Raw genomic sequence first — 25151 nt, forward strand, 5'->3', positions numbered from 1 at the left:
GCGGGTTTCGCGGCCGGCGCGGCGGCGGCGGGTGCGGCGGCCGGGGCGGCCTTCTTCACCAGATCCGGGTCGCATTCCTCGATGGCCATCGCCGGGGTCCAGTATCCGGTGCGCCAGCAAAGGCCGGTGCCGCTCTTCGCGACATAGCCGCGTTGGTCGATGGCGTAGCCGACAGTGCCCTTCATGTCGATTCCGGGCGTTTGGGCCAGGACGGCTGTAGAAAGTCCGAGCAGAGTGGCGAGCAGCAGAGAATGTTTGGCGCTAGTGATCATTGTTCCCCCTTGTTGGGCTGTTGGTGGCGAGTGCAGTGTTATTGACGGAATTCGGCGTTTCAATCTTTCCTGAACGCAGCCTAGCGTCAGGTAGTCAGGCGAGTATGCCACAAACCTGCGATATCAAGCAATTCCGACATGTCCACTCGGGCAGGTACGGCGTTGCACATTGCCAACGCGCCGTCGACCCAGGTATGGGTGACCTGCTCCCGGCCCGCGACATATACCAGGTGCGAGGCCGGATCGTAGCAGGGCTGCAGCAGCCATTCGTCGAGCCGCACGGCACACAGGTCGGCGGCCTTGCCGGGAAGCAGGGATCCGACCTTGGCGTCCAGGCCCAGCGCGCGGGCACCGCCCAGCGTCGCTGCGGACAGGACGGCGTGTGCATCGAGCGCCTCGGCATCCTGGCTGGCGCCTTTGGCCAGCAGGGCGGCGTGTCGCATTTCATGGAAGAGGTCGAGGCGGTTGTTGGATGCGGCACCATCGGTGCCCAGCCCGAAATTCAGTCCGCGAGCCTGCATTGCAGCCACTGGCGGGATCCCGCTACCCAGTTTCATGTTCGATGTCGGGCAGTGCGCAACATGGCATCCCTCGTGCGCCAGCAATTCGATTTCGCCCGGATCGAGGTGCACGGCGTGCACGGCGATCAGTTGCGGACCCAGAATGCCCAGGCGACGCAAGCGCTCGAGGGGCCTGACTCCATGAAGACGAACGCTCTCGTCGATCTCGTGGCGCGTTTCGTGGACATGGAGATGGATGGGAATTTCCAGCTGCGCGGCTAGGGTTGCAATCTTGTCGAAGGTTTTGTCGGCGACCGTATAGGGGGCGTGCGGGGCAAGGCTGAAATTGAGCAGCGGCGAGGCGCTGTGCCGGTCGCGCACCGCAAGTCCCTTCGCCAGGTAGTCGTCGGCATCCGCGGCGTAACGGGTGGGAAACTCGATGGCGATCATGCCGAGAACGGCACGCATGCCGATTTGCTCGGTTGCCGCCGCCGCCGCTTCAGGGAAAAAGTACATGTCGTTGTAGGTGGTAATGCCACCGCGCAACATCTCGGCACAGGCCAGCAGTGTTCCTGCGCGCACGAATTCCGCGTCGGCATGGCGTGATTCGGCAGGCCAGATCCGCTCGGACAGCCAGCGCATCAACGGCAAGTCGTCGGCAAAGCCGCGCATGAGGTTCATCGCGGCATGGGTGTGCAGATTGACGAGTCCGGGCAGAAGCACCTGGCCCGGCAGGTCGATGACCTGGCGCGGCCGAAAGCGCTGCCGGGCATCGACATCGGGGAGCAGGGCGACAATCGAGCCATCCGTGACCGCCAGCGAATGGTCCGCCAGGGTGAGGCCGGCCGGTTCGATCGGAATGATCCAGGCCGGACGAATCAGGAGATCAACATCCTGGGGCAGGTCTTGCCGCTCGGAAGGGGAATTCATTTGGCGATTCAACCAGATTTGAAGCTTCGGAACAACCTGTTCGGCTACCTGCGCATGCTAAAATCCCACTCTTTTATGCCATCGCCTGCCGCATGCCGGCGACGACCCGCCTAAATGACATCGTTCGCCAAAGAAACCCTGCCGATAAGCCTAGAAGAGGAGATGCGTCACTCCTATCTCGATTACGCCATGAGCGTGATCGTTGGCCGGGCTCTGCCGGACGTTCGGGATGGGCTGAAACCCGTGCATCGGCGGGTTCTGTTCGCGATGCACGAACTGTCGAACGACTGGAACCGCGCCTACAAGAAGTCCGCACGCATCGTCGGCGACGTGATCGGTAAATACCATCCGCATGGCGACACGGCGGTCTACGACACCATCGTGCGCATGGCCCAGGATTTTTCGCTGCGCTACATGCTGGTCGATGGCCAAGGGAACTTCGGTTCGGTTGATGGCGACAACGCGGCGGCGATGCGCTACACGGAAGTTCGCATGGCGCGCATCGGCCACGAACTGCTGGTAGATATCGACAAGGAGACCGTCGATTTCGGGCCGAACTACGACGGATCCGAGCAGGAACCCCTGATTCTCCCGGCGCGTATCCCGAACCTGCTGATCAATGGATCGTCCGGCATCGCGGTCGGCATGGCGACCAACATTCCGCCGCACAATCTCAATGAGGTGGTCGACGCCTGCCAGGTTCTGCTTGCCAACCCGGACACCACGATCGATCAACTGATCGCCATCATCCCGGCCCCGGACTTCCCCACGGCAGGACTGATTTATGGCGTGTCGGGCGTGCGCGACGGCTACCTGACCGGGCGCGGCCGCGTGGTGATGCGTGCCCGCACCCACATCGAGGACCTGCCGCGCAATGGCCGCCAGGCCATCGTGGTCGACGAACTGCCTTACCAGGTCAACAAGAAGACCCTGCAGGAAAAGATCGCCGAACTGGTGCACGAGAAGAAGATCGAGGGTATCGCCCACATCCAGGACGAGTCCGACAAATCGGGCATGCGCCTGGTGATCGAACTGAAAAAGGGTGAAGTGCCGGAAGTGGTGCTCAATCACCTCTACAAGCAGACGCAGTTGCAGGATACCTTCGGCATGAACATGGTGGCGCTGGTCGATGGCCGCCCGCGCCTGCTGAACCTCAAGGAAATGCTGCAGTGTTTCCTCGCCCATCGGCGCGAGGTCATCACGCGGCGCACGGTGTTCGAACTGCGCAAGGCGCGCGAACGCGGTCACATCCTCGAAGGCCTGGCGGTCGCGCTCTCCAACGTCGATGAAATCATCGCCCTGATCAAGGCGGCGCAGACCCCGGCGGAAGCCAAGCGTGGCCTGATGGCGCGCACCTGGCGCTCGGCGCTGGTGGAGGACATGCTGGCGCGCGCGTCGGCCGAGTCCTCTCGACCGGATGGTCTGGGCGCCGAGTTCGGGCTTTCGGCGCAGGGCTACCTCTTGTCGGACGCGCAGGCCCAGGCCATCCTCGAATTGCGCCTGCAGCGCCTGACCGGGTTGGAGCAGGACAAGATCGTTGCGGAGTACAAGGAGGTGATGGACCAGATCGCCGACCTGCTCGACATCCTCGCCCGTCCCGAACGCATCACCACCATCATCGGCGAGGAACTCGCCGCGGTGAAGGCGCAGTTCGGCGACGCCCGTCGTTCGGAAATCGTCCTCAGTACCGCCGACATCAACCTCGAGGACCTCATAGTCCGCGAGGACATGGTGGTCACGCTGTCGCATACCGGTTACATCAAGCGCCAACCGCTGGCGGACTACCGCTCGCAGAAACGCGGCGGCCGCGGCAAGCAGGCGGCGGCGATCAAGGACGACGATTTCGTCGACCGCCTGTTCATCGCCAACACCCATGATTACATCCTGTGCTTTTCGAATCGCGGCAGGGTTTACTGGCTCAAGGTCTATGAGGCGCCGGAAGGTACCCGCACTTCCCGCGGCAAGCCCATCGTCAACCTGTTCCCGCTGGAAGAGCGCGAGAAGATCACCGCCATCCTCCCGGTCAAGGAGTTCGACGAAGAGCATTTCGTCTTCATGGCCACCGCCATGGGCACCGTGAAGAAAACGCCGCTGACCAGTTTCGCCAATCCGCGCAAGGCCGGCATCATTGCCGTCGGCCTCGACGACGGGGATCACCTGATCGGCGTCGCCATAACCAATGGACAACACGACGTGATGCTGTTCTCGGATGCCGGCAAGGCCGTGCGCTTCGCCGAGGACGACGTGAGGCCGATGGGCCGCGAAGCGCGCGGCGTGCGCGGCATGATGCTGGAAGACGACCAGCAGGTGATATCCATGCTGGTGGCCGACAGCGAGGACTATTCCGTGCTGACCGCCACCGAAAACGGTTTCGGCAAGCGCACGCCGATTGCCGAATACACCCGTCACGGACGAGGCACCAAGGGAATGATCGCGATCCAGACGTCTGAACGCAATGGCAAGGTCGTTGCCGCGGTGCTCGCCGGCCTTGGCGAGACACGCGAGGAGATCATGCTGATTTCCACCGGCGGCGTGCTGATCCGCACCCGCGTGACGGACATCCGGGTCATGAGTCGTTCGACCCAGGGTGTGACGCTGATCAATCTCGACGACGGCACCTTCCTGGCCGGCGTCGAAAAAGTCATTGAAACCGACGAAGCTGACGAATCCGAAGAATCCGATACCGAGGAGTAAACCCACCATGGCACGTATTTTCAATTTCAGCGCAGGACCCGCCGCATTGCCCGAAGCGGTACTCAAGCAGGCGGCCGACGAATTGCTCGACTGGCACGGTAGCGGCCAGTCAGTCATGGAAATGAGTCATCGCGGCAAGGAATACATGGGCATCCATGCCCAGGCGGAGGCCGACCTGCGCGACTTGCTGGGCATTCCAGCCAACTACAAGGTGCTTTTCCTACAAGGTGGCGCGACATTGCAGTTCGAAATGATTCCGATGAACCTGTTTGCCGGCAAGCCGAGCGCGGACTTCGTCCATACCGGCGAGTGGGCTAAAAAGGCGATCAAGGCCGCCAAGGCCTTCGGCAAGGCGAATATCGTCGCCAGCAGCGAGGATGGCAGCTTTACCTATGCACCGGCGCAGAAGGACTGGAAGCTGGACAAGGATGCCGCCTACGTGCATTACACCGGCAACGAGACCATCGGCGGCGTGGAGTTCCACTGGACGCCCGAAACCGGCAACGTGCCGCTGGTTTGTGACATGTCTTCCAACATCCTGTCGAAGCCGATCGACGTCAGCAAATACGGCCTGATCTACGCCGGTGCGCAAAAGAACATCGGCCCGGCCGGCCTGACCATAGTCATCATCCGTGACGATTTGATCGGCAAGGGCGTGCCGACGCCGCAAACCATGATGGATTACAAGACGCACGCCGAAAACGACTCCATGTACAACACGCCGCCGACCTACGGCATCTACATCGCCGGTCTGGTTTTCCAGTGGCTCAAGCAACAGGGCGGCCTGGCGGCGATCGAAAAGCAGAACATCGCCAAGGCGAAGATGCTTTACGACTGCATCGACTCGTCGAGTTTCTACAACAATCCGGTGCGCAAGGAAGACCGATCGCGCATGAACGTACCCTTCACCCTCAAGGATGCCGCGCTCGACGAGGAGTTCCTCAAGGGCGCCAAGGCCAAGGGCATGGTGCAGCTCAAGGGCCATCGTTCCGTCGGCGGCATGCGCGCATCGATCTACAACGCCATGCCGGTCGCCGGCGTCGCGGCCCTGGTCGAGTACATGAAGGAATTCGAAGCGAGGCATGGCAAATGAGCGCGGCCAAACCCATCAGCGTCCTGATCCTCAACCAGATATCCCAGAACGGACTCAAGCGCCTGCCGGCGGAGCGTTATCAGGTCGGCAAGGACATCGCCAGTCCGGACGCGATCATGGTCCGTTCGGCCGACATGCACAAGATGGACATCCCCGCTTCCGTGCGGGCCATCGGACGCGCCGGCGCCGGCACCAACAACATCCCGGTCAAGGCCATGTCGGCACGCGGCGTGCCCGTGTTCAACGCCCCCGGCGCCAATGCCAATGCTGTCAAGGAACTCGTGGTGGCGGGCATGCTGCTGGCGGCGCGCAATATCGGCGGTGCGATGAAGTTTGTCGGTGCGCTCGACGCCGCCGATCCCGACATGGAAAAGAAGGTCGAGGACGGCAAGAAGAACTTCGCCGGCTACGAACTGGCCGGCCATACGCTCGGTGTCATTGGCCTGGGCAAGATAGGCTGCCTGGTGGCCGACGTGGCGATCAAGTTGGGCATGAACGTGCTCGGCTACGATCCCGAGATCACCGTCGACGCCGCCTGGAGCCTGCCGTCGCAGGTGAAGAGGGCCAATAGCGTCGCCGAAGTGCTGAAGAACGCCAATTTCGTTTCCATGCACGTGCCGCTGGTCGATGCCACGCGCAAGATGATCGGCGCCGACATGCTGGCGCACACAAAGCACGACGCCGTGCTGCTGAATTTCTCGCGCGAAGGCGTGGTCGACGAGGCGGCGGTACTCGCGGCGCTGGAGTCCAGGAAGCTCGCTTGCTATGTGTGCGACTTCCCGAGCGCGCATGTCAACAAGCATCCGAAAGTCATTGCGCTGCCGCATCTTGGCGCATCGACCCGCGAGGCGGAAGAGAACTGCGCTGTCATGGTCGCGGACCAGCTGCGCGACTTCATGGAGCACGGCAACATCCAGAACGCGGTGAATTTTCCCAATGTCGCGATGCCGCGCGAGTCGAATTTCCGGCTCGCCGTCGCCAATTCCAACGTGCCCAACATGCTCGGCCAGATATCCACGGCAATGGCCAACGCCGGACTGAACATTCACAACATGGTGAACAAGTCGCGCGGCGAAATGGCCTATACGCTGCTCGACGTCGATAGCCAGGTCAAGCAGGCGGCGATCGATTCGATTGCCGGCATCGAAGGCGTGCTCGCGGTTCGGTATCTGCCCCTGGAGAACTGAGGGTGGCCGATGATTCGCAAGAGCTGGCAAGCCTGCGCGAAGGCATCGATGCGATCGATGGAGAACTGCTGCGCCTGATCAACGAGCGCGCCAAACTCGCCCATCGCATCGGCGAGATCAAGCAGGGCAACATCTACCGGCCGGAGCGCGAGGCGCAGGTGCTGCGCCGGGTGGCGGAGCGAAATCCGGGGCCGTTGCCTGCCGTTGCGGCACAGCGCATCGTGCGCGAAGTCATGTCCGCCTGCCTGGCCCTGGAGCAGCCGCTGACCATCGCTTACCTGGGTCCGGCGGGAACCTATTCCGAATCCGCCGCGCGCAAGCATTTCGGCGCCGCGCCGATGCTGCAACCCTGCCCAGGGATCGACGACGTGTTCCGCGCCATCGAGTCGGCCAATGCGCATTACGGGGTGGTGCCGATCGAGAATTCGACCGAGGGCGCCATCGGTCGCTCGCTCGACCTGCTGCTGTCGTCGCCGCTGCAGATCTGCGGCGAGATCAACTTGCCGATTCACCACAACCTTATGGGCCAGGGCGAGGTGCTTGCCGGGGTGACGCGCGTCTACTCGCATGCCCAGTCGCTGGCCCAGTGCCATGAATGGCTCAACCGCAACCTGCCGCAGGTACCGCGCGTTCCGGTGGCGAGCAACGCCGAGGCAGCCCGCCTGGCCGCGGCGGAAGCCGGTGCGGCCGCGATCGCCGGCGACGCCGCCGCCGAATTGTATGCGTTGAAAATAGTCGCCGCGAGCATCGAGGACGATCCCAACAACACCACGCGTTTCGTGATCATCGCCGACCACGACGCCGGCGCTTCCGGGGCGGACCGCACCTCGCTGGTGTGCTCCGCACAGAACCGGCCGGGCGCGGTCTATCAGCTACTGGCGCCGTTCGCCGACAACGGTGTCTCCATGAGCCGCCTCGAATCGCGCCCGGCGCGCGGCTTCGGCGGCAGCCGCTGGGAATACGTGTTCTACATCGACATCGAAGGTCATCGCAGCGAGCCCACCGTCGCCCGCGCCCTGGAAGAACTGCGCGGGCGGGCGGGCTTCGTCAAGTTGCTGGGCTCCTATCCCAAGGCGGTCTATTAGAAAGGCACACGCATGAGCATTGTTGAGCAGGCACCGTCCTACGTTCGCGCCATTTCTCCCTACATCCCCGGCAAGCCGATCACTGAACTGGCCCGCCAGATGGGCATCCCGGTGGAGAAGATCGTCAAGCTGGCGTCCAACGAGAATCCGCTTGGCATGAGCCCGAAGGCGCGCCAGGCGGTGGAAGCGGCGCTTGCCGGGATCGAACGCTATCCCGACCAGTTCGACCTGATCGCGGCGATCGCGCAGCGCCATGGCGTGGCCCAGGAACAGGTGGTGCTGGGCAACGGCTCCAACGACGTACTCGACCTGGCCGCCCGCGTCTTCCTCGCTCCGGGCCGGTCCGCCGTGTTCTCGAAGCATGCCTTCGCCGTCTATCCGCTGGCCTCGATGTCGGCTGGCGCCGAATGCATCGCCGCCGCGGCGAAGAACTACGGCCACGATCCGGTCGCCATGCTCGCCGCGATCCGTCCCGATACGCATGTGGTATGGATCGCCAATCCGAACAATCCGACAGGCAACTTCCTGCCGCAGGCCGAGGTGCGCGCCTTCATCGAGAAGATTCCATCGCACATCTGCGTGGTGCTCGACGAAGCCTATACCGAGTACCTCGCTCCGGCTGATCGTGCCGACACGGTGGCCTGGATCAAGGATTTCCCCAACCTGCTGGTGGTGCGCACCTTCTCCAAGATCTACGGCCTGGCCGGATTGCGCGTCGGCTACGGCATCGGCCGCCCGGAGATGATCGACCTGCTGAACCGGGTGCGGCAACCTTTCAACGTGAACAACCTGGCCCTGGCCGGCGCCATCGCCGCGCTCGACGACCACGAGTTCCTCGCCCGCAGCTATGAATCTAACCGCAACGGCATGGAGCAGATCCTCGCCGGACTCAAGCGCCTCGGGCTGGCCCACATTCCCTCGCACGGCAACTTCGTCACCTTCGAAGTAGCCGATACCGCAACCGTCAATGGCAAGCTCCTCAAGCAGGGCGTCATCGTGCGTCCGATCGGCGGTTACGGAATGCCGAACCACCTGCGGGTAACCATCGGCCTCGAAGCCGAGAACGCGCGTTTCCTCGAAGCGCTGGAACAATCGCTCTGATGCCCCAAAGCAAGGTAGTCATCTGCGGCGTCGGGCTGATCGGCGGTTCCTTCGCGCTGGCGCTCAAGAAGTCGGCGCTGGCGCTACGGCGCGACTTGCAGGTGGTGGGCATGGGACGCACGCGCGCGCCGCTGGAACAGGCGCTGCGGCTGGGCGTGATCGATGCCATCGCGACCGACTGGGCGTCCGCGCTGGACGGTGCCGACCTGGTGTTGCTCGGCATGCCCGTGGGCCAGATGCCGGCGGTGATGAGTGCCCTGGCGCCGCACCTGCAGCCGCACACCATCGTCACCGACGGCGGCAGCACCAAGTCCGACGTGGTCGCCGCGGCCCGTGGCGCATTCGGTGACCGGATCAGGCAATTCGTTCCCGGCCATCCGATCGCCGGCGCCGAAAAAAGCGGCGTGGCGGCCGCCCAGGCGGATCTCTATGTCGGCAAGCGCGTGGTGCTGACGCCGCTGCCCGAAAACTCGCCCGCCGACGTGCAGGCCGTGCGTGCGGTATGGGAACTGTGCGGCGCGAATGTGTCACAACTCGCCCCCGACGAACACGACCGTGTTTTCGCGGCGGTCAGCCATTTGCCGCACTTGCTGGCCTTCGCCCTGGTGCACGATTTCGCGCAACGTCCGAACTCCGACCAGCTCTTCGGTTTCGCCGCCGGCGGCTTTCGCGATTTCACTCGTATCGCCAGCAGCCACCCGGAAATGTGGCGCGACATCTGTGTCGCCAACCGCCATGCATTGCTGGCAGAACTCGACGCCTACATGATCGAACTGATGCGCACCCGGGTGATGCTCGCCGGTGCCAACGCGCAGGGCCTCGAGGCAATGTTCAGCACCGCCCGCGAACGGCGCGACGCCTGGCTGGATTCCCTGTTGCCGCCGGGCGAGTAGCAGGGCTATCATCTTGTCTGGCATAAGCTTGGCAGCCAGCAATGCCCGCAGTGTCACGAGATTGGAGGGCTAAACAATGAATGCACGCGTTGAAGCGGTTATGGAAATGGCCAAGACGTGGCCGACGGAAGATCAGGCCGAATTGCTAGATGCGTTGTTCGGTTTGGTCAGTCCAGCTGGCGGCGAACTGGAGGCGCAATGGACCAAGGAATGCGAAGGTCGATGTGTCGCCATCGATAGCGGCGAAACGCCCTTGATAGCCGCCGATCTGGTGATGGCCAAATACCGCCGCTGATGAATTTGTATTTTTCGCCGGTAGCGCAAGTCGAATTGGATGACGCGTTTGCTTATCTGGAAGGCGAGCAGCCGGGTTTGGGCTACCGTTTTACTGCCGATGTGGACGAAGCGCTCGGCCGTATTCAGATTTACCCGCTGGCATGGCATCCGCTGGGCCGCAATTTGCGGCGGTGCCACCTGAAGCATTTTCGCTATGGCGTAATTTACCGAATTCGTGACGACCAGGCGGAGATCATCGCCATTGCGCATGACAGCCGGAAGCTGGGCTATTGGCGGGATAGATTGGGCGCGAAGTGACTCTGGGATGTATGCCGGCAATTTGCCATAAGAATTCAGCGGCGACTGTTCTTTGCACTTTTGATATCGGTTGAGCAAGAACGCCATGCGCTGTTCGTTCCTGGTTCCCCTGCGGAGTAGACAATGAGCTGGCACATGGTTCACTGCTCTGAAATCGAATCGCTTCGAACCCCACTTCAGTTTCTGACGTTCTCTGAGGCATATCTTGATTCTGCGGCACGTCTATGTGCTATTCGTGCCGCGTCTCCAAACGAGTCCAGCTATCCGCGAGGTGCCGTTATCTTGTCTCTTGCGTTTCATGGCATCGAACTCTTTCTCAAAGCTGCAATTCTTGAAAAGGCACCGGAGGAACGGTTTGGTGGCAGAGCCGGTCACGATATCGAGTATCTCTACAAAAGGTATAAAAATCTTTTTCCAGGAGCGGAATATGTGATTGAGGTTCCATTCAGAAAACGAGGTATTGATTCCTCTGGCCTAAATTTACCGATCACGGAAGAGCTTCGAGACTCTGTTAATGCGCACGAGCGAGCGACACCAACCGACCAATTACATCGCTATCCCAGAAACATGGAAGGCCAGCCATGGCAAGGTATCTACGCGTTTGAGCCCAATTCTTTTTCCCTGACCATATCCCAGGTGCAGGAAGATATTTCACGACTTAGGGAGTCCATCTTTCTAGGACCTCATGGATGATCGCATCAAGCGTATCGTTCCCACTTGTCATCTATTGGCTACCACTGAGGACCCCATGAGCCCCATTCGCCGTATCGCCAGCGCCGACTTTCTAATAGCAATTGTCGCGGTCATCTTTTTCGGAGGCTGTGGCGAAAGTGCGACTTCGCTCCCCGTATCACAGGGAACAGCGAAGAATAGTCCAGAACAAGAAACGTACACTACCGCCGAGTTATTCAAGCCGCTGACGCAACAGGAGTTGGCCGCGCTGACGAAAAAGGCAGAGGCAGGGAATGTGGAGGCGCAGTTCACTCTTGGGATGATGTATAGGGATGGCTTCCAGTACGACAAGGATGGCAAGTCTCTCAATGATGAGGGGGCTGAATGGCTGAAAAAGGCCGCCAACCAAGGGCATGCCAAAGCGCAGTTCAATCTAGGTGTTGCGTACTCCCTCGGCAAGGGCGTGACCAAAGATACTGTCAAGGCGGTGGAGTGGTATCAGAAGGCGGCAGCGCAGGGAAATACCTCCGCGCAGGTTGAACTTGGGTGGATGCATTTCAAAGGGGAAAGTATTCCTCGTGACGACGCGAAAGCGGCGGAGTGGTTTAGCAAGGCCGCAGCGGAGGGCGTTGCAGATGCGCAGTTTGCCCTTGGTTTGATATACGCCACCGGCTCAGGAAAAACGCAAGATGCAGTGAAGGGCATTGAGTGGTACCAGAAGGCCGCAGCGCAGGGGCACGCCGGGGCGCAATACATGCTTGGCGAGATGTACGCGACCGGCGTTGGTGTCCCGAAAGATGGGGCCAAAGCCGTGGAGTGGTGGCAGAAGGCGGCCGCACAAGGTCTGGTTCTAGCGCAATACAACCTCGGCGTATCGTATGCCGATGGCGACGGTGTGGCCAAAGATATTATTTTGGGCTATGCGTGGCTAAATATCGCCGCTGTAGGCGGTAACCCGGATGCGCTAAAGGGTCGCGGCATTGCCGAATCCCGGTTGTCCGGAAATCAACTCGCCGAAGCACAACGCATCTCTTCCAACTGGAAGAGGGGTCAGATTCTCGTGCGTGAAGGGGCGTCGGGCGTCGCAAGTGCCGGTGCGACTTCAACGCCGGGTGCCCTGAGCAAGAAGGGAACCGGAACCATTTTTTTGGTTGGCAAGACGGGCCACGCCATCACCAATCAGCATGTCGCAGGAGGCTGCGCCGAGTTGCGAATCCAAGGCCGAGACGGCGTGGCGAAGTTGGTCACCGAAGATATTGTCAACGACTTGGCGCTGGTGCAGATTCAAGGTACGGTCAAAGACGCTGCAGCCATCGTTGCCGACCCCGGAAAACTACGCCAGGGCGAAGACATTGCGGTATTCGGCTTCCCACTCAATGCCTTGCTCTCATCCGGTGGCAACCTTACGCCAGGCGTGGTCAGTGCCATGACGGGTATTGGAAATAACACCAACCAGATTCAGATTACGGCGCCGATACAGCCGGGTTCGAGCGGTAGCCCGGTGATGAACAAAAAGGGCGAGGTCGTCGGGGTGGTGTCGATGAAGCTATCTGACTCGAAGATGGCGAAGGCAACCGGGTCCGTCGGCCAGAACGTCAATTTCGCAGTAAGCGGCCAGACGCTAAAAACCTTCCTTGACACTCACAAGGTTGAGTACCGAACTGGTGGATTTCTTTCATTCGAAAGGAACACTGCTGACCTCGCGGACGAGGCACGCAAGTGGACGCTGGTTGTGGAGTGCTGGAAATGACCAGAGTGTTGGGCTCACAAGCTGGCACCTGCGCGACTTCAAATGCAAATAATGAAGGGACATTCTATCCACCGCTGCCAACATTAAGCCACTTCCCATTTAGTTGCGACACGTCGCGAAAATCGGTGCCACGCTGATCGGCTTTACCTTGGAAGACTCACCGACATGCAGCCACCCAAGAGTTCCATCTGCGTGCTATGCGCAATTCGTCCCGCGACAACCCATGATCATGTTCCACCTAAGGGGTTGTTCAAAGGTCTTGAGGCTCAATTGATAACCGTTCCAGCCTGCAGCACCTGCAACAACGGATCATCGTCCGATGACGAGGATTTGCGCTTCTTCATTAGCGTACAGATTGGCAAACAGACCGCTGGCTCAGCGAAGCTCTGGAACGACGGGGCACACAAGAGTATCAAACGGAAGACAAAACTCCGTGAGGCCGTCATTGCGTCGACTCGTACGGTCGAGACTATGGATAATGAAGGAAATTGTGTCGAGCGCCTTGGATTTGAGGTGCCGGTACGAATCTACCAAACGGTTTTCGAGCGCACAACGCGTGGGCTTTTCTTCTTCCATACTGGCCGAATTCTTTCTCCTAACACCCTTGTGGTTGTTGATATGTTGAGGGGACAGCCCGAACTGGAGAGTCCAGAGATTCGGTCGCTGACAAGGAATAGCATTGCAGGCGAGGCATGTGTTTATCGGTTCGGCATAGGCGAAGCCGATAGCAGTTTTTGGTTGTACGAATTCTATGGCGCCCACTGGGTCATGGTCCGAACGGGCAGTTTTTTTGAACAATGAATGGGACTAGGGTTAAATGATTCGTAACCGTCGGCAGTTGTCAAAAGCATGGATCAATTAGGCATCCCCCGCCTGACGCACGCCTCCGGCATCGTCCGCCTGCCGGGTTCGAAAAGCATTTCCAACCGCATGCTGCTGCTGGCGGCGCTGGCGCAAGGGACCACCGAAATCCGCGACCTGCTGGATTCCGATGACACCCAGGTAATGCTGGAAGCGCTACGGAAAGTCGGCGTTGGTGTCACGGCGCTTGGCGGCAACGCCTGGCGGGTGGACGGCTGCGGCGGCCTGTTTCCGGTCAAGGATGCCGACCTGTTCATGGGCAATGCCGGCACCGCGATCCGTCCGCTGACGGCCGCGCTGGCGCTGTCGGGCGGCAGCTATCGCCTGTCCGGCGTGCCGCGCATGCACGAGCGGCCGATCGGCGACCTGGTTGACGGGCTGCGGCAGATCGGCGCCGACCTGCGCTATGCAGGCAACGACGGCTTTCCGCCGCTGAGCATTCACCCTGCGGCGGTAAATCTGGGCGCACCGATCCGCTTGCGCGGCGATGTTTCCTCGCAGTTCCTCACCGCGCTGTTGATGGCCCTGCCCTTGACGGGGCAACGGGCGGTGATCGAGATGACGACCGAACTCATCTCCAAGCCCTACATAGAAATCACGCTGAACCTCATGGCGCGCTTCGGGGTCCGGGTCGAGCGCGACGAGTGGCGGCGTTTTACGATCGCGGCAGGACAAAGTTATCGCAGCCCGGGCATCCTCCATGTGGAAGGTGACGCGTCGTCTGCCTCGTACTTCCTCGCGGCCGGCGCCATCGGCGGCGGACCGGTGCGCGTCGAAGGGATAGGCAAGGATTCCATCCAGGGCGACGTGCGCTTCGCCGACGAGTTGGAAAAACTCGGCGCGACGATTACCTGGGGCAACAACTGGATCGAAGCGGCCGCACCGCGCGGCAAGCTCAAGGCTTTCGACCTTGATCTCAATCACATTCCCGATGCGGCGATGACCCTCGCCGTGGCGGCCCTGTTTGCCGATGGGCCCTGCCGCCTGCGCAACATTGCCTCCTGGCGGGTCAAGGAAACCGACCGCATCGCGGCGATGGCGACGGAGTTGCGCAAACTCGGAGCAACGGTTGAGGAGGGCGCCGATTACCTCGCCGTCTCGCCAGCGCCGACTTTTATTGCGGCGGCGGCGATCGACACCTACGACGACCACCGCATGGCGATGTGCTTTTCGCTGGCGGCACTGGCCGGCGTGACGGTGTCGATCAACGATCCCCAATGTGTCAACAAGACCTTTCCCGGCTATTTCGACGCCTTCGCCGAAGTCACGGCACCGGTAATCGCCATCGACGGACCAAGCGCTTCCGGCAAGGGCACAGTGGCCGAGCGCGTGGCCGCCGCGTTGGGCTACCACTACCTCGACAGCGGGTCGCTGTACCGCCTGACGGCACTGGCGGCGCTGCGGGGCGGCGTCGCGCTGGACGATGAAAGCGGTGTGGCGGCACTGGCGGCCGGCCTTCCGGCAAGTTTTGCAGGCGGCCGCATCCTGCTTGCCGGCGACGACGTGACCGACGCCATCCGCAGCGAGGAAATCTCCGTCGGCGCCTCGAAAGTCGCCGCCCTGCCGGCCGTGCGGGGTGCGCTGCTGGCCCGCCAGCGCGCCTACCGGCGCTTCCCCGGACTGGTCGCCGACGGTCGCGACATGGGCTCCGTGGTGTTCCCGGCAGCCGTGGCCAAGACCTTTCTGACGGCATCGGCCGAAATTCGTGCGGAAAGGCGATATAAACAGTTGATCGCAAAGGGGATGCCTGCTAACATGCACGCCCTTTTGCAGGATTTGCGGGAAAGGGATGCGCGCGACGCCCAGCGCAGCGTGGCTCCGCTCCAGCAATGCGTCGATGCCGATCGGGTGGATACCACCGAAATGGACATCGAGGCCGCAGTGGCTGCCGTGATGACCGTGGTCAGACGGCAGGGTTTGTGAAACATGCTGTACGAGTAAGATAGCAAAGGTGTCGTGGCGGCCGCCCGGTCGTCGCGGCAGACATCAACCAACCCGTCACCCCGGTGACACACGTCAAGTAAGGTCCCCCACTCAATGTCTACTGCAGCTATTGCCGAAGCTTCGCCCATGGAGAGTTTTGCCGCACTGTTCGAGGAAAGCCTCCAGCGCCAGGAAATGCGTGCCGGTGAAGTCATCACGGCCGAAATCGTCCGCATCGACCAGAACTTCGTGGTCGTGAACGCCGGACTCAAGTCCGAATCCATGATTCCCGTCGAGGAATTCCAGAACGAACGTGGTGAAGTCGAATCCAAGCCGGGCGATTTCGTCCTGGTCGCCATCGAGATGCTCGAAGACGGCTACGGCGCGACGCGTCTCTCGCGCGAGAAAGCCAAGCGCATCGCCGCCTGGAACGACCTCGACAAGGCCATGACCGACGGCGCCCTGATCAAGGGCCTGGTCACCGGCAAGGTCAAGGGCGGCCTGACCGTAATGGTCAATGGCATCCGCGCCTTCCTCCCCGGTTCGCTGGTCGATACCCGCCCGGTCAAGGACACCACGCCCTTCGAAGGCAAGGAATACGAATTCAAGGTCATCAAGCTCGACCGCAAGCGCAACAACGTCGTCGTCTCGCGTCGTGCCGTGCTCGAAGCCAGCATGGGCGAAGAGCGCCAGAAGCTGCTGGAAAACCTGCAGGAAGGCACCGTCATCAAGGGCATCGTCAAGAACATCACCGATTACGGCGCCTTCGTCGACCTCGGCGGCATCGACGGCCTGCTGCACATCACCGACCTGGCCTGGCGGCGCGTGCGTCACCCCAGCGAAGTGCTCAACGTCGGCGACGAAGTCACGGCCAAGGTGCTCAAGTTCGACCAGGAAAAGAACCGCGTCAGCCTCGGCATGAAGCAGCTGGGCGAAGACCCATGGGTGGGAATCGCCCGCCGTTACCCGCAGGGCACGCGCCTGTTCGGCAAGGTCACCAATCTGACCGATTACGGCTCCTTCGTCGAGATCGAGCAGGGCATCGAAGGCCTGGTGCACGTCTCCGAAATGGACTGGACCAACAAGAACATCCACCCGACCAAGGTTGTCCAGCTGGGCGACGAAGTCGAAGTGATGATCCTCGAAATCGACGAAGACCGTCGCCGCATTTCGCTCGGCATGAAGCAGTGCATGGCGAACCCGTGGGACGATTTCGCCATGAACCACAAGAAGGGCGACAAGGTCCGCGGCGCCATCAAGTCGATCACCGACTTCGGCATCTTCATCGGCCTGCCCGGCGGCATCGACGGCCTGGTGCACCTGTCCGACCTGTCCTGGTCCGCCAGCGGCGAGGAAGCCAAGCAGAATTTCAAGAAGGGTGATGAAGTCGATGCCGTGGTGCTGTCCATCGATGTCGAGAAGGAGCGTATCTCGCTCGGCGTCAAGCAACTCGATGGCGACCCCTTCACCAGCTTCGTTGCCACCCACGACAAGAACAGCCTGGTGTCCGGCACCGTGACCAGCGTCGACCAGCGCGGCGCGGTGGTCAACCTGGGCGACGACGTCGAAGGCTACCTGCGCGTTTCCGAGTTCTCACGCGACCGCATCGAAGACCTGACGCAGCACCTGAAGGTCGGCGAAGTGATCGAAACCCTGATCGTGAATGTCGACCGCAAGACGCGTTCGATCAACCTCTCGATCAAGGCAAAGGACCAGGTAGAGCAGAGCCAGGCGATGCAGAAGCTCGCATCCGACAGCGGTTCCGCCAGCAGCGGCACGACCAATCTGGGCGCGCTGCTCAAGGCCAAGCTCAACCAGCAGTAAGACCAGGCCATGACCAAATCGGAACTCATCGCCCGGCTGGCGGAGCGGTTTCCCCAGCTCGTGGCGAAGGATGCCGACTTTGCCGTGAAGATGATTCTCGATGCCCTCACTGCGGCGCTGGTGCGCAGTGATCGCATCGAGATCCGCGGCTTCGGCAGTTTCGCGCTGAATTACCGTCCGCCGCGGATCGGTCGCAATCCGAAGTCCGGCGACAAGGTCCAGGTGCCCGAGAAGTATGTTCCCCATTTCAAGGCCGGCAAGGAGCTGCGGGAGCGGGTCGACTACGGATCGGATGGCAAGAAGTGACGGCGGGCGAAGGGCGGTAGGACAGGCGGCGCCCTGCGCCGGCAGAATTCCGCACTTCGTTTCCGATCACGGGTCCGGTGAAACATGGCCACCTTGCTGAAGCTCCTGATCTGGCTGCTGCGTATCGTGGTATTCGTCGGTCTGTTCGGCCTGGCGATCAAGAACAGCGGGCCCGTGGAACTCCGGTTTTTCCTCGACCAGTCGTGGACCGCCCCCATCTCGCTGGTGGTTCTGGCCGTGTTCGCGATCGGCGTTGGCGTCGGATTGACCGCCGCCATGGGAGTCTTCTCGCGTCCGTCGCCACATCCGGATCAAAGGCCACGATAAAGCGATGGAAATCGAACTGTGGTGGCTGCTGGTGCTTCCGGCGTTCTTTGCCTTGGGCTGGATTGCCGCACGTATTGACATCAAGCAGTTGCTGAAGGAATCGCGGGCCCTGCCGCGCTCCTATTTCAAGGGCCTGAATTTCCTCCTGAACGAGCAGCCCGACCAGGCCATCGAGGCCTTCATCGAGGCTGCGCGCGTCGATCCCGAAACCATCGAGCTGCATTTCGCGCTGGGCAGCTTGTTCCGCCGGCGCGGCGAAACGGATCGCGCGATCCGGGTACACCAGAACCTGATCGAACGTGACGGCCTGTCGGCGAAGCAGCGACTGCATGCCCTGTCGGAACTCGGCCAGGACTACCTCAAGGCAGGCCTGCTGGATCGAGCCGAGGAGATATTCCTCAAGTTGCGCGGCACCGAGCGCGACGAGGAGGCGCTGCAGAACCTGCTCGAGATCTACCAGCAGGAAAAGGAATGGGCCAAGGCCGTCACCATCGCCAATGCCATGCCGAATCATTCCGACCACATATGGCAAAAGGAAATCGCCGAATTCCATTGCGAGATGGCCGCCAACGAGATGCTGCACGAGCGCCACGACGAGGCGCGCCGCCTGCTGAATGAGGCCCTGGCGGCAAATCGCAAATGCATTCGCGCCACGCTGCTGCTGGGCGAACTGGCGGCGAAAGTCGGCGCTGGTGACACGGCGATCGACCACTGGAAATCCATCGAGCAGCAGAATCCCGTTTATCTTTCCCTTGCCGCTGAGAAGCTGATGGCGGCGCATATCCAGCTGGGCCGCAAGGAACAGGGCGTCCAGCTGCTGCGCGGCTGGCTCGAGCGCCATCCCTCGCTCGACCTGCTGGATGCAGTATTTCGCGTCGAACTCGAAACCGGCGGCGCGGAAGCGGCTTATACATTGGTGCGTGACGAGCTGCGGCGCAATCCGACCCTGCTCGGCCTCGACAAGCTGCTCGAAGCACAGATCCTGGTGGTGCCGCCCGAGCGGCGTCCCGACCTGGAACTGATCAAGAATCTGATCCACAATCACACCCGCCGCGTTGCCCGCTATCGCTGCGACGCCTGCGGTTTCAAGGCGCGCCAGTTCTACTGGCGCTGTCCGGGCTGCGGCGGATGGGAAACCTATCCGCCCCGCCGCACGGAAGAATTCGACATCACGCTATAGGAATATCATGAAAATCACCGTCATCGGCACCGGTTACGTCGGCCTCGTTTCCGGCACCTGCCTTGCGGACGTCGGCAACGACGTGCTCTGCCTCGACCTCGATGCCGCAAAAATCCGCACCCTCAACGAGGGCGGCATACCGATCTATGAGCCTGGGCTGGAAGCCATGGTGCGCAAGAACCAGGCAGCCGGGCGCCTGCGTTTCACCACCGACATCGAAGCCGCGGTTGCGCACGGCGTGCTGCAATTCATCGCGGTCGGCACGCCACCGGACGAGGACGGCTCGGCCGACCTGCAATACGTGGTTGCTGCCGCGCGAAATATCGGGCGCCACATGACTGGCTACAAGGTGGTTGTCGACAAGTCCACCGTTCCGGTCGGCACTGCGGACAAGGTGCGGGCCGCCATCGCAAAGGAACTCGAGGCGCGCGGTGCATCCGTCGACTTCAGCGTCGTTTCGAATCCCGAATTCCTCAAGGAAGGCGCGGCGCTCGATGATTTCCTGAAGCCCGACCGCATCGTCGTCGGCGCCGAGGACGAGCGTGCGATCGGCCTGATGCGCGAACTGTATGCTCCCTTCCAGCGCAATCGCGAACGCCTGATCGTAATGGACGTGAAAAGCGCCGAACTGACCAAGTACGCGGCCAACGCCATGCTCGCCACCCGCATCAGCTTCATGAACGAGTTGGCCAACCTCGCCGAGAAGCTCGGCGCCGACATCGAGCTGGTGCGCAAGGGCATCGGTTCAGACCCGCGCATCGGCTTCCATTTCCTGTATCCGGGAGTGGGCTACGGCGGGTCCTGCTTTCCCAAGGATGTTCAGGCGCTGATCCGCACCGCCAGCGAATCCGGCCAGAACCTGAAGGTGTTGCAGGCGGTGGAAGACGCCAACGAAACGCAGAAGACCGTGCTCGCCGGCAAGATCACGAATCGCCTGGGCCAGGACCTCTCGGGCATGACCTTCGCCCTGTGGGGCCTGGCGTTCAAGCCCAACACCGACGACATGCGCGAGGCGCCCAGCCTGGTATTGATCGCCGACCTCCTGGCGCGTGGCGCTTCGATTCGTGCCTACGATCCGGTCGCGGCGCACGAGGCCCGTCGCATCCTCGGCGCGAACCCGCGGATCGCCTATGCGGGAACGCCCATGGAAGCGCTCGACGGCGCCGATGCGCTGGTCATCGTCACCGAGTGGAAGGAGTTCCGCAGCCCCGACTTCGAGACGATCAAGGCCAAGCTGAAGACACCGGTGATCTTCGACGGGCGCAACCTGTACGATCCGGCAACCCCGCGCGCAGCGGGACTGGAATATTTCGCCATTGGCAGACCATGAAGACGGTCTGCCTGTTTCATCAGTCCCGTCCCCTCCCGACCGCCCACGGCCGGCTTTGCACAGCCGGCCGGCTCCGGCGGCGTGGAGCGGTGCTCCACGAAACCCCGCCTACGCCCCCCTCGCGGGGGAGGCGACTTTTCGGCTCGCTCCGCTCGAAGCATGTCTCTTACCATTTCTGATACCTCGACCACCCGCATCCTGGTGGTCGGCGACGTGATGCTGGACCGCTACTGGTTCGGCGAAGTGTCGCGCATTTCGCCCGAAGCCCCGGTGCCCGTGGTCAAGGTCGACCGCGTCGAGGAACGTCCGGGCGGCGCGGGAAACGTGGCGCGCAATTGCGCCGCACTCGGCGCTCGGGTCGCGCTGCTGACGGTAGTCGGCGCCGACGAAGCCGGCCACAACCTGGCGCGCCTGATGAACGATGCCGGCATCGAGACCTGCCTGCACGAGGATGCCCAGCTGAGCACCACCGTCAAGCTGCGGGTGATCGGCCGCCAGCAGCAGCTGCTGCGCATCGATTTCGAGAACGCGCCGGATCACGAAGTGTTGCAGGCGAAGCTGGCCGACTTCGACACCCGCCTCGCCGATTGCGACGTAGTCATCCTCTCCGACTACGGCAAGGGTGGCCTCACGCACATCAGGCACATGATCGAACGAGCTCGCGCCGCGGGCAAGCCGGTTCTCGTCGACCCGAAAGGCGACGACTACGCGCGCTACGCGGGTGCCACACTTCTGACGCCGAATCGCTCCGAGATGCGCCAGGTGGTGGGGCGCTGGCAGGACGATGTAGAACTGGCGACGAAGGCCGCCGCCTTGCGCGAGAAGTTGGACCTGGAAGCCCTGCTGGTGACCCGCAGCGAGGAAGGCATGACGTTGTTTTCAGCAACCGGCGCGACACACGAACCCGCCGTCGCGCGCGAGGTTTATGATGTCAGCGGTGCCGGCGACACGGTGATCGCCACGCTGGCGGTGATGCTCGGTGGGGGCATGTCGCTGCCGCTGGCAATGCGCCAGGCCAATCTCGCCGCGGGTGTGGTGGTCGGCAAGCTCGGTGCGGCGACGTGCAGCCTGGAGGAATTGCGCGCCGCTCAGTCCTAGTTCGTCACCACTCCCTTTCGGGCCTGGCCCGATCGACAGACAAGGCTTTGGAGAAAACATGTACTACGTCGTCACAGGCGCCTGCGGCTTTATCGGCGCCAACCTGGTCAAGGCGCTGAACGAGCGGGGTGTCACCGACATCATCGCGGTGGATAACCTCAAGCGCGCCGACAAGTTCCTCAACCTGACCGACTGCGAGATCGCGGACTACCTCGACAAGCAGGAATTCCTCGATCTGGTGGAGCATGGCCAGCTCGACGGTGGCGTCGAGGCTGTCCTGCATCAGGGCGCCTGCTCGGACACCATGGAAACCGACGGTCGCTACATGATGGCCAACAATTTCCGCTATTCGCAGACGCTGCTCGACTTCTGTATGGAGCAGGAAACTCCCCTGCTGTATGCCTCGTCGGCATCCGTTTACGGCGGCGGCGGGATGTTCCGCGAGGAACGCGACTACGAGGCGCCGCTCAACGTCTATGGCTATTCGAAGTTCCTTTTCGACCAGGTGGTCCGGCGCCGAATCGGGCCGGACGCGGCCGGCGCCGACTCACAGATCGTCGGTTTCCGCTATTTCAACGTCTATGGCCCGCGCGAACAGCACAAGGGGCGCATGGCTTCGGTGGCCTTCCACCATTTCAACCAGTACCGTGCCGACGGCAAGGTCCGCCTGTTCGAAGGTCATGCCGGGTACGGCAATGGCGAGCAGCGCCGCGATTTCGTCTATGTCGGCGACGTCGCCAGGGTCAACATGGACTTCCTCGAAACCCGCGCCTCGGGCATCTTCAACCTCGGCACCGGACGCGCGCAGAGCTTCAACGAACTCGCCGCGGCGACCGTGAATGCCTGTCGCGCGCTGGAAGGCAAGCCGGCGCAGTCGGTGGCCGAACTGGTGGCGCAGGGCATCATCGAGTACATCCCGTTTCCCGACGCGCTGAAAGGCAAGTACCAGAGCTTTACCGAAGCCGACCTCGGCCAGTTGCGGCGTGCGGGATACCGGGAAGAATTCGCCACGGTCGAGCAGGGCGTCGCCGAGTACGTGAAGTGGCTCGCGCGATGACATCCAGATCACTCGGCGATTTCGTCGGCAACACGCCGCTGGTGCAGTTGCAGCGTCTGCCCGGCGCGGACAATGCCCGGCGCAACAACGTGGTGCTGGCCAAGCTGGAAGGCAACAATCCCGCCGGTTCGGTGAAGGACCGTGCCGCCCTATCGATGATCGCGCGCGCCGAGCAACGCGGCCGCATCAAGCCGGGCGACACCCTGATCGAGGCCACCTCCGGCAATACCGGGATCGCGCTGGCGATGGCGGCAACGATGCGCGGCTACCGCATGACCTTGATCATGCCGGAGAACCAGAGCGTGGAACGCTGCCAGACCATGCGCGCCTTCGGCGCCGAACTGGTTCTGACGCCCAAGGCCGGCGGCATGGAAGCGGCGCGCGACCTGGCCGACAGGATGATGGCGGACGGCAAGGGCATCGTGCTCGACCAGTTCGCCAATCCGGACAATCCACTGGCGCATTACGAGGGTACCGCGCCGGAAATCTGGCGCGACACGGAGGGGCGCATCACCCATTTCATCTCCAGCATGGGCACCACCGGCACCATCATGGGCTGCTCGCGCTACTTCAAGGAAATGAATCCGGCGATCCGCATCGTCGGCTGCCAGCCCGAAGAAGGCTCGCAGATTCCCGGCATCCGCAAGTGGCCGGAAGCCTACCTGCCGAAGATCTACGACGGTTCGCGGGTGGATCAGGTCGAGAACGTCGGCCAGGGCCAGGCCGAGGAAATGACGCGGCGACTGGCGCGCGAGGAAGGCATCTTTGCCGGGATATCGTCCGGCGGCGCGATGGTGGTCGCCTTGCGCATTGCCAGCCAGGTCGAAAATGCGGTGATCGTCAGCATCGTCTGCGACCGCGGCGACCGCTATCTGTCCACCGGGGTATTCCCGGCCTGAGAGCTTGCGAATAAATCTACTGCGCGTGCCGGATCGGGGCTTGGGCGGTGCTCTTCCACGGCCGGCTTTGCACAGCCGGCCGGCTGCGGCGGCGCGAAGCATGCTTCGCGAAACCCCGCCTCGCCCTCATGCACAAATAAGTGCATTCCGGTAGCTGCGCTCCGGCCGCACCCCGCTGCGGCCCGCTCGTTACGATTTCTTCACAAGCCCTGGGCCTGCGGCTCAGCCCGGCAGCGCGACCTGGTTGTCGGTGCTGAACTGGTAGTCGCGGAAGATGTGCTCCGCCGTCAGCAACTGGTAGCTGCCGTCCTCGTTGCGGCGCGTGGTGTCCTTCAGCCGGTAGGTGTAGTGGCCGCAGGTCCAGATCTCGAAGTTGCGCATGTGGGTGCACAGGCAGGTCTTGTCCATGACCTTGACCTTCTTCGCATCGGGGTGCAGTGCCACTTCCCGGTTGTAGGCCTCGATGTACTGGCAACTTCCGTTCGAATCCAGCAGGTAGCCATAGGCCTCGCAATTGGGTCGGATGCCATCGCCGATGCCCGGGCTGTTCTTCAGCATGCGCATGGGATAGCCGGTGGGCGAGATGGTATTCACCTCGATGTCCTTCTCGCTGGCCTTGAAGTATTCCTGTTGCACCTTTTCCGGCAGGCCGCATTCCTTCGCCACGGTGAACCGCGTCGCCACCTGCACCGCCGCGGCGCCCGTTTCCATGAAGGCTACGGCGTCCGATCCGGTGAAGATGCCGCCGGCGGGAATCAGCGGAATATCGAGTTGCTGCTCCTGCATCCAGTCGCGGATCTCGGCGACGATGGTGGCGAGGTGGTACTGGGCCCAATCCATGCCGAAGCCGAGGTGGCCGCCGGCCAGCGGCCCTTCGATGACCACGTAATCGGGCAGGCGGCCGGTGCGCGCGCTCTTCTTCAGGAACAGTTGCAAGGCGCGCAGCGAAGAAACGATGATGCCGAGCTTGACGTCGCGAAAGCGCGGATGGTCCTCGATCAGCGCGAACGAGCCGAGGTGCAGCCCGGCCGCCAGCGTCACGCCGTCGATGCCGTGGTCGAGCGCCGCCTTGAGCCGAGCGCGCAAGGTTTCCCTCGGCGCGTTCATGGTCAGCTTTTCCATGCAGTTGATGAAGATCAGCCCGTCACCGCGCTTGGCCTCCATGGTGCGGCCGACGTGCAGCGCGGTGGCTTCCACCAGCAGGCCGAGGTCGAACTGAACCACCGCTTTCTCGGTGTTGGCGACGTTGAACTTGTATTGGCGCAACTTGTTCTTGACGTACTTGGTATTGAAGCGGCGGTCGGACACCGTCGGCACCATGGCATCCGAGATGTGGCCAATGCCGCCCAGCCGCGCGGCCTCCAGCGCCAGTTCGGCGGTCGAGATATCCACGCCCATGCCACCGACCATGATCGGCACCAGTTCCTGCTTGCCCAGCCGCAGGCGAAAATCATCGACGCGCTTCATTGAAAAACGTTCCCGTATTTTGGTTTCTGTCGCTGCGCGCGGCGCCCGCTCGATCCGGTGCCGGCCTCTCCCTGGAACTTCAATCGCAGCGCGACATTATCGCCTGCC

22 protein-coding genes and 1 pseudogene are annotated in these 25151 nt (G+C 62.1%); 20 read left to right on the top strand and 3 right to left on the bottom strand.

Features of this window, described 5'->3' with window-relative positions; translation table 11 throughout:
* Both J0M27_RS15135 and J0M27_RS15140 read right to left on the bottom strand, forming a co-directional pair.
* Positions 1-185 (bottom strand): annotated as a pseudogene (locus J0M27_RS15135) (OmpA family protein); the annotation flags it as partial.
* A gap of 173 nt (positions 186-358) precedes the next feature.
* Complete coding sequence (locus J0M27_RS15140) at positions 359-1702, bottom strand: TRZ/ATZ family hydrolase (protein WP_294993391.1); 1344 nt, start codon at positions 1700-1702, stop codon at positions 359-361.
* A gap of 114 nt (positions 1703-1816) precedes the next feature.
* Here J0M27_RS15140 and gyrA point away from each other — a divergent pair, with 114 nt between their 5' ends.
* The 20 genes from gyrA to cysM all read left to right on the top strand — a co-directional run bounded on the left by gyrA (position 1817) and on the right by cysM (position 23576).
* Positions 1817-4396 (top strand): DNA gyrase subunit A, encoded by a 2580-nt coding sequence (gene gyrA / locus J0M27_RS15145; RefSeq protein ID WP_294993393.1) that lies wholly within the window; start codon positions 1817-1819, stop codon positions 4394-4396.
* Between the two features lie 7 nt (positions 4397-4403).
* The gene (gene serC / locus J0M27_RS15150) at positions 4404-5489 is read left to right on the top strand and encodes a 3-phosphoserine/phosphohydroxythreonine transaminase (RefSeq protein ID WP_294993396.1); all 1086 of its coding nucleotides are present in this window, start codon (positions 4404-4406) and stop codon (positions 5487-5489) included.
* Positions 5486-6676, top strand: a complete 1191-nt coding sequence (locus J0M27_RS15155) for a phosphoglycerate dehydrogenase (protein ID WP_294993398.1) — start codon at positions 5486-5488, stop codon at positions 6674-6676. Before serC ends, J0M27_RS15155 begins: the two co-directional genes overlap by 4 nt.
* A gap of 2 nt (positions 6677-6678) precedes the next feature.
* Positions 6679-7761, top strand: a complete 1083-nt coding sequence (gene pheA, locus J0M27_RS15160) for a prephenate dehydratase (protein WP_294993401.1) — start codon at positions 6679-6681, stop codon at positions 7759-7761.
* Between the two features lie 12 nt (positions 7762-7773).
* Positions 7774-8862 carry a histidinol-phosphate transaminase gene (hisC, locus tag J0M27_RS15165; protein ID WP_294993403.1) on the top strand — a complete coding sequence of 363 codons (1089 nt, stop codon included), beginning with the start codon at positions 7774-7776 and terminating at the stop codon, positions 8860-8862.
* Entirely contained in the window at positions 8862-9755 is an 894-nt protein-coding gene (locus J0M27_RS15170) for a prephenate dehydrogenase/arogenate dehydrogenase family protein (protein WP_294993406.1), read from the top strand. Before hisC ends, J0M27_RS15170 begins: the two co-directional genes overlap by 1 nt.
* A 100-nt stretch (positions 9756-9855) precedes the next feature.
* A complete protein-coding gene (locus J0M27_RS15175) occupies positions 9856-10050 on the top strand; it encodes a hypothetical protein (RefSeq protein WP_294993409.1) in 195 nt (64 codons plus the stop codon).
* The gene (locus J0M27_RS15180; protein WP_294993412.1) at positions 10050-10349 is read left to right on the top strand and encodes a type II toxin-antitoxin system RelE/ParE family toxin; all 300 of its coding nucleotides are present in this window, start codon (positions 10050-10052) and stop codon (positions 10347-10349) included. Before J0M27_RS15175 ends, J0M27_RS15180 begins: the two co-directional genes overlap by 1 nt.
* A gap of 123 nt (positions 10350-10472) precedes the next feature.
* Positions 10473-11042, top strand: a complete 570-nt coding sequence (locus J0M27_RS15185; protein ID WP_294993413.1) for a hypothetical protein — start codon at positions 10473-10475, stop codon at positions 11040-11042.
* Positions 11043-11097: 55 nt separating this feature from the next.
* Positions 11098-12771, top strand: coding sequence for a tetratricopeptide repeat-containing serine protease family protein (locus tag J0M27_RS15190; protein WP_294993416.1), 1674 nt, complete (start codon positions 11098-11100; stop codon positions 12769-12771).
* A 165-nt stretch (positions 12772-12936) separates the two neighbouring features.
* Positions 12937-13572 (top strand): hypothetical protein, encoded by a 636-nt coding sequence (locus J0M27_RS15195; RefSeq protein ID WP_294993419.1) that lies wholly within the window; start codon positions 12937-12939, stop codon positions 13570-13572.
* Between the two features lie 48 nt (positions 13573-13620).
* Positions 13621-15555 carry a bifunctional 3-phosphoshikimate 1-carboxyvinyltransferase/cytidylate kinase gene (locus tag J0M27_RS15200; RefSeq protein ID WP_294993422.1) on the top strand — a complete coding sequence of 645 codons (1935 nt, stop codon included), beginning with the start codon at positions 13621-13623 and terminating at the stop codon, positions 15553-15555.
* A gap of 114 nt (positions 15556-15669) precedes the next feature.
* Positions 15670-17379, top strand: a complete 1710-nt coding sequence (gene rpsA, locus J0M27_RS15205) for a 30S ribosomal protein S1 (protein WP_294993425.1) — start codon at positions 15670-15672, stop codon at positions 17377-17379.
* 9 nt (positions 17380-17388) lie between these two features.
* Positions 17389-17685, top strand: a complete 297-nt coding sequence (locus tag J0M27_RS15210) for an integration host factor subunit beta (protein ID WP_294993428.1) — start codon at positions 17389-17391, stop codon at positions 17683-17685.
* Between the two features lie 84 nt (positions 17686-17769).
* A complete protein-coding gene (locus J0M27_RS15215; RefSeq protein ID WP_294993431.1) occupies positions 17770-18012 on the top strand; it encodes a lipopolysaccharide assembly protein LapA domain-containing protein in 243 nt (80 codons plus the stop codon).
* 4 nt (positions 18013-18016) lie between these two features.
* A complete protein-coding gene (lapB, locus tag J0M27_RS15220; protein ID WP_294993434.1) occupies positions 18017-19192 on the top strand; it encodes a lipopolysaccharide assembly protein LapB in 1176 nt (391 codons plus the stop codon).
* Positions 19193-19199: 7 nt separating this feature from the next.
* Positions 19200-20522 (top strand): UDP-glucose/GDP-mannose dehydrogenase family protein, encoded by a 1323-nt coding sequence (locus tag J0M27_RS15225; protein ID WP_294993436.1) that lies wholly within the window; start codon positions 19200-19202, stop codon positions 20520-20522.
* A gap of 159 nt (positions 20523-20681) precedes the next feature.
* Positions 20682-21620 carry a D-glycero-beta-D-manno-heptose-7-phosphate kinase gene (gene rfaE1, locus J0M27_RS15230; protein WP_294993438.1) on the top strand — a complete coding sequence of 313 codons (939 nt, stop codon included), beginning with the start codon at positions 20682-20684 and terminating at the stop codon, positions 21618-21620.
* A 58-nt stretch (positions 21621-21678) separates the two neighbouring features.
* A complete protein-coding gene (gene rfaD, locus J0M27_RS15235; protein WP_294993441.1) occupies positions 21679-22677 on the top strand; it encodes an ADP-glyceromanno-heptose 6-epimerase in 999 nt (332 codons plus the stop codon).
* Entirely contained in the window at positions 22674-23576 is a 903-nt protein-coding gene (gene cysM, locus J0M27_RS15240) for a cysteine synthase CysM (protein ID WP_294993444.1), read from the top strand. The genes rfaD and cysM overlap by 4 nt, the downstream gene beginning before the upstream one ends.
* 222 nt (positions 23577-23798) lie before the next feature.
* Here cysM and J0M27_RS15245 read toward each other — a convergent pair whose 3' ends face one another.
* A complete protein-coding gene (locus J0M27_RS15245; protein ID WP_294993446.1) occupies positions 23799-25043 on the bottom strand; it encodes a nitronate monooxygenase in 1245 nt (414 codons plus the stop codon).
* Positions 25044-25151 lie beyond the last annotated feature (108 nt).

This window comes from Sulfuritalea sp. (assembly GCF_017302275.1).
Taxonomy (GTDB): domain Bacteria; phylum Pseudomonadota; class Gammaproteobacteria; order Burkholderiales; family Rhodocyclaceae; genus Sulfuritalea.

What these genes read in the sequence shown, in the direction of transcription:
- J0M27_RS15140 (WP_294993391.1), bottom strand. Translation starts at nt 1,702, where the DNA reads ATGAATTCCCCTTCCGAGCGGCAAGACCTGCCCCAGGATGTTGATCTC.
- gyrA (WP_294993393.1), top strand. Translation starts at nt 1,817, where the DNA reads ATGACATCGTTCGCCAAAGAAACCCTGCCGATAAGCCTAGAAGAGGAG.
- serC (WP_294993396.1), top strand. Translation starts at nt 4,404, where the DNA reads ATGGCACGTATTTTCAATTTCAGCGCAGGACCCGCCGCATTGCCCGAA.
- J0M27_RS15155 (WP_294993398.1), top strand. Translation starts at nt 5,486, where the DNA reads ATGAGCGCGGCCAAACCCATCAGCGTCCTGATCCTCAACCAGATATCC.
- hisC (WP_294993403.1), top strand. Translation starts at nt 7,774, where the DNA reads ATGAGCATTGTTGAGCAGGCACCGTCCTACGTTCGCGCCATTTCTCCC.
- J0M27_RS15170 (WP_294993406.1), top strand. Translation starts at nt 8,862, where the DNA reads ATGCCCCAAAGCAAGGTAGTCATCTGCGGCGTCGGGCTGATCGGCGGT.
- J0M27_RS15175 (WP_294993409.1), top strand. Translation starts at nt 9,856, where the DNA reads ATGGAAATGGCCAAGACGTGGCCGACGGAAGATCAGGCCGAATTGCTA.
- J0M27_RS15180 (WP_294993412.1), top strand. Translation starts at nt 10,050, where the DNA reads ATGAATTTGTATTTTTCGCCGGTAGCGCAAGTCGAATTGGATGACGCG.
- J0M27_RS15185 (WP_294993413.1), top strand. Translation starts at nt 10,473, where the DNA reads ATGAGCTGGCACATGGTTCACTGCTCTGAAATCGAATCGCTTCGAACC.
- J0M27_RS15190 (WP_294993416.1), top strand. Translation starts at nt 11,098, where the DNA reads ATGAGCCCCATTCGCCGTATCGCCAGCGCCGACTTTCTAATAGCAATT.
- J0M27_RS15195 (WP_294993419.1), top strand. Translation starts at nt 12,937, where the DNA reads ATGCAGCCACCCAAGAGTTCCATCTGCGTGCTATGCGCAATTCGTCCC.
- J0M27_RS15200 (WP_294993422.1), top strand. Translation starts at nt 13,621, where the DNA reads ATGGATCAATTAGGCATCCCCCGCCTGACGCACGCCTCCGGCATCGTC.
- rpsA (WP_294993425.1), top strand. Translation starts at nt 15,670, where the DNA reads ATGTCTACTGCAGCTATTGCCGAAGCTTCGCCCATGGAGAGTTTTGCC.
- J0M27_RS15210 (WP_294993428.1), top strand. Translation starts at nt 17,389, where the DNA reads ATGACCAAATCGGAACTCATCGCCCGGCTGGCGGAGCGGTTTCCCCAG.
- J0M27_RS15215 (WP_294993431.1), top strand. Translation starts at nt 17,770, where the DNA reads ATGGCCACCTTGCTGAAGCTCCTGATCTGGCTGCTGCGTATCGTGGTA.
- lapB (WP_294993434.1), top strand. Translation starts at nt 18,017, where the DNA reads ATGGAAATCGAACTGTGGTGGCTGCTGGTGCTTCCGGCGTTCTTTGCC.
- J0M27_RS15225 (WP_294993436.1), top strand. Translation starts at nt 19,200, where the DNA reads ATGAAAATCACCGTCATCGGCACCGGTTACGTCGGCCTCGTTTCCGGC.
- rfaE1 (WP_294993438.1), top strand. Translation starts at nt 20,682, where the DNA reads ATGTCTCTTACCATTTCTGATACCTCGACCACCCGCATCCTGGTGGTC.
- rfaD (WP_294993441.1), top strand. Translation starts at nt 21,679, where the DNA reads ATGTACTACGTCGTCACAGGCGCCTGCGGCTTTATCGGCGCCAACCTG.
- cysM (WP_294993444.1), top strand. Translation starts at nt 22,674, where the DNA reads ATGACATCCAGATCACTCGGCGATTTCGTCGGCAACACGCCGCTGGTG.
- J0M27_RS15245 (WP_294993446.1), bottom strand. Translation starts at nt 25,043, where the DNA reads ATGAAGCGCGTCGATGATTTTCGCCTGCGGCTGGGCAAGCAGGAACTG.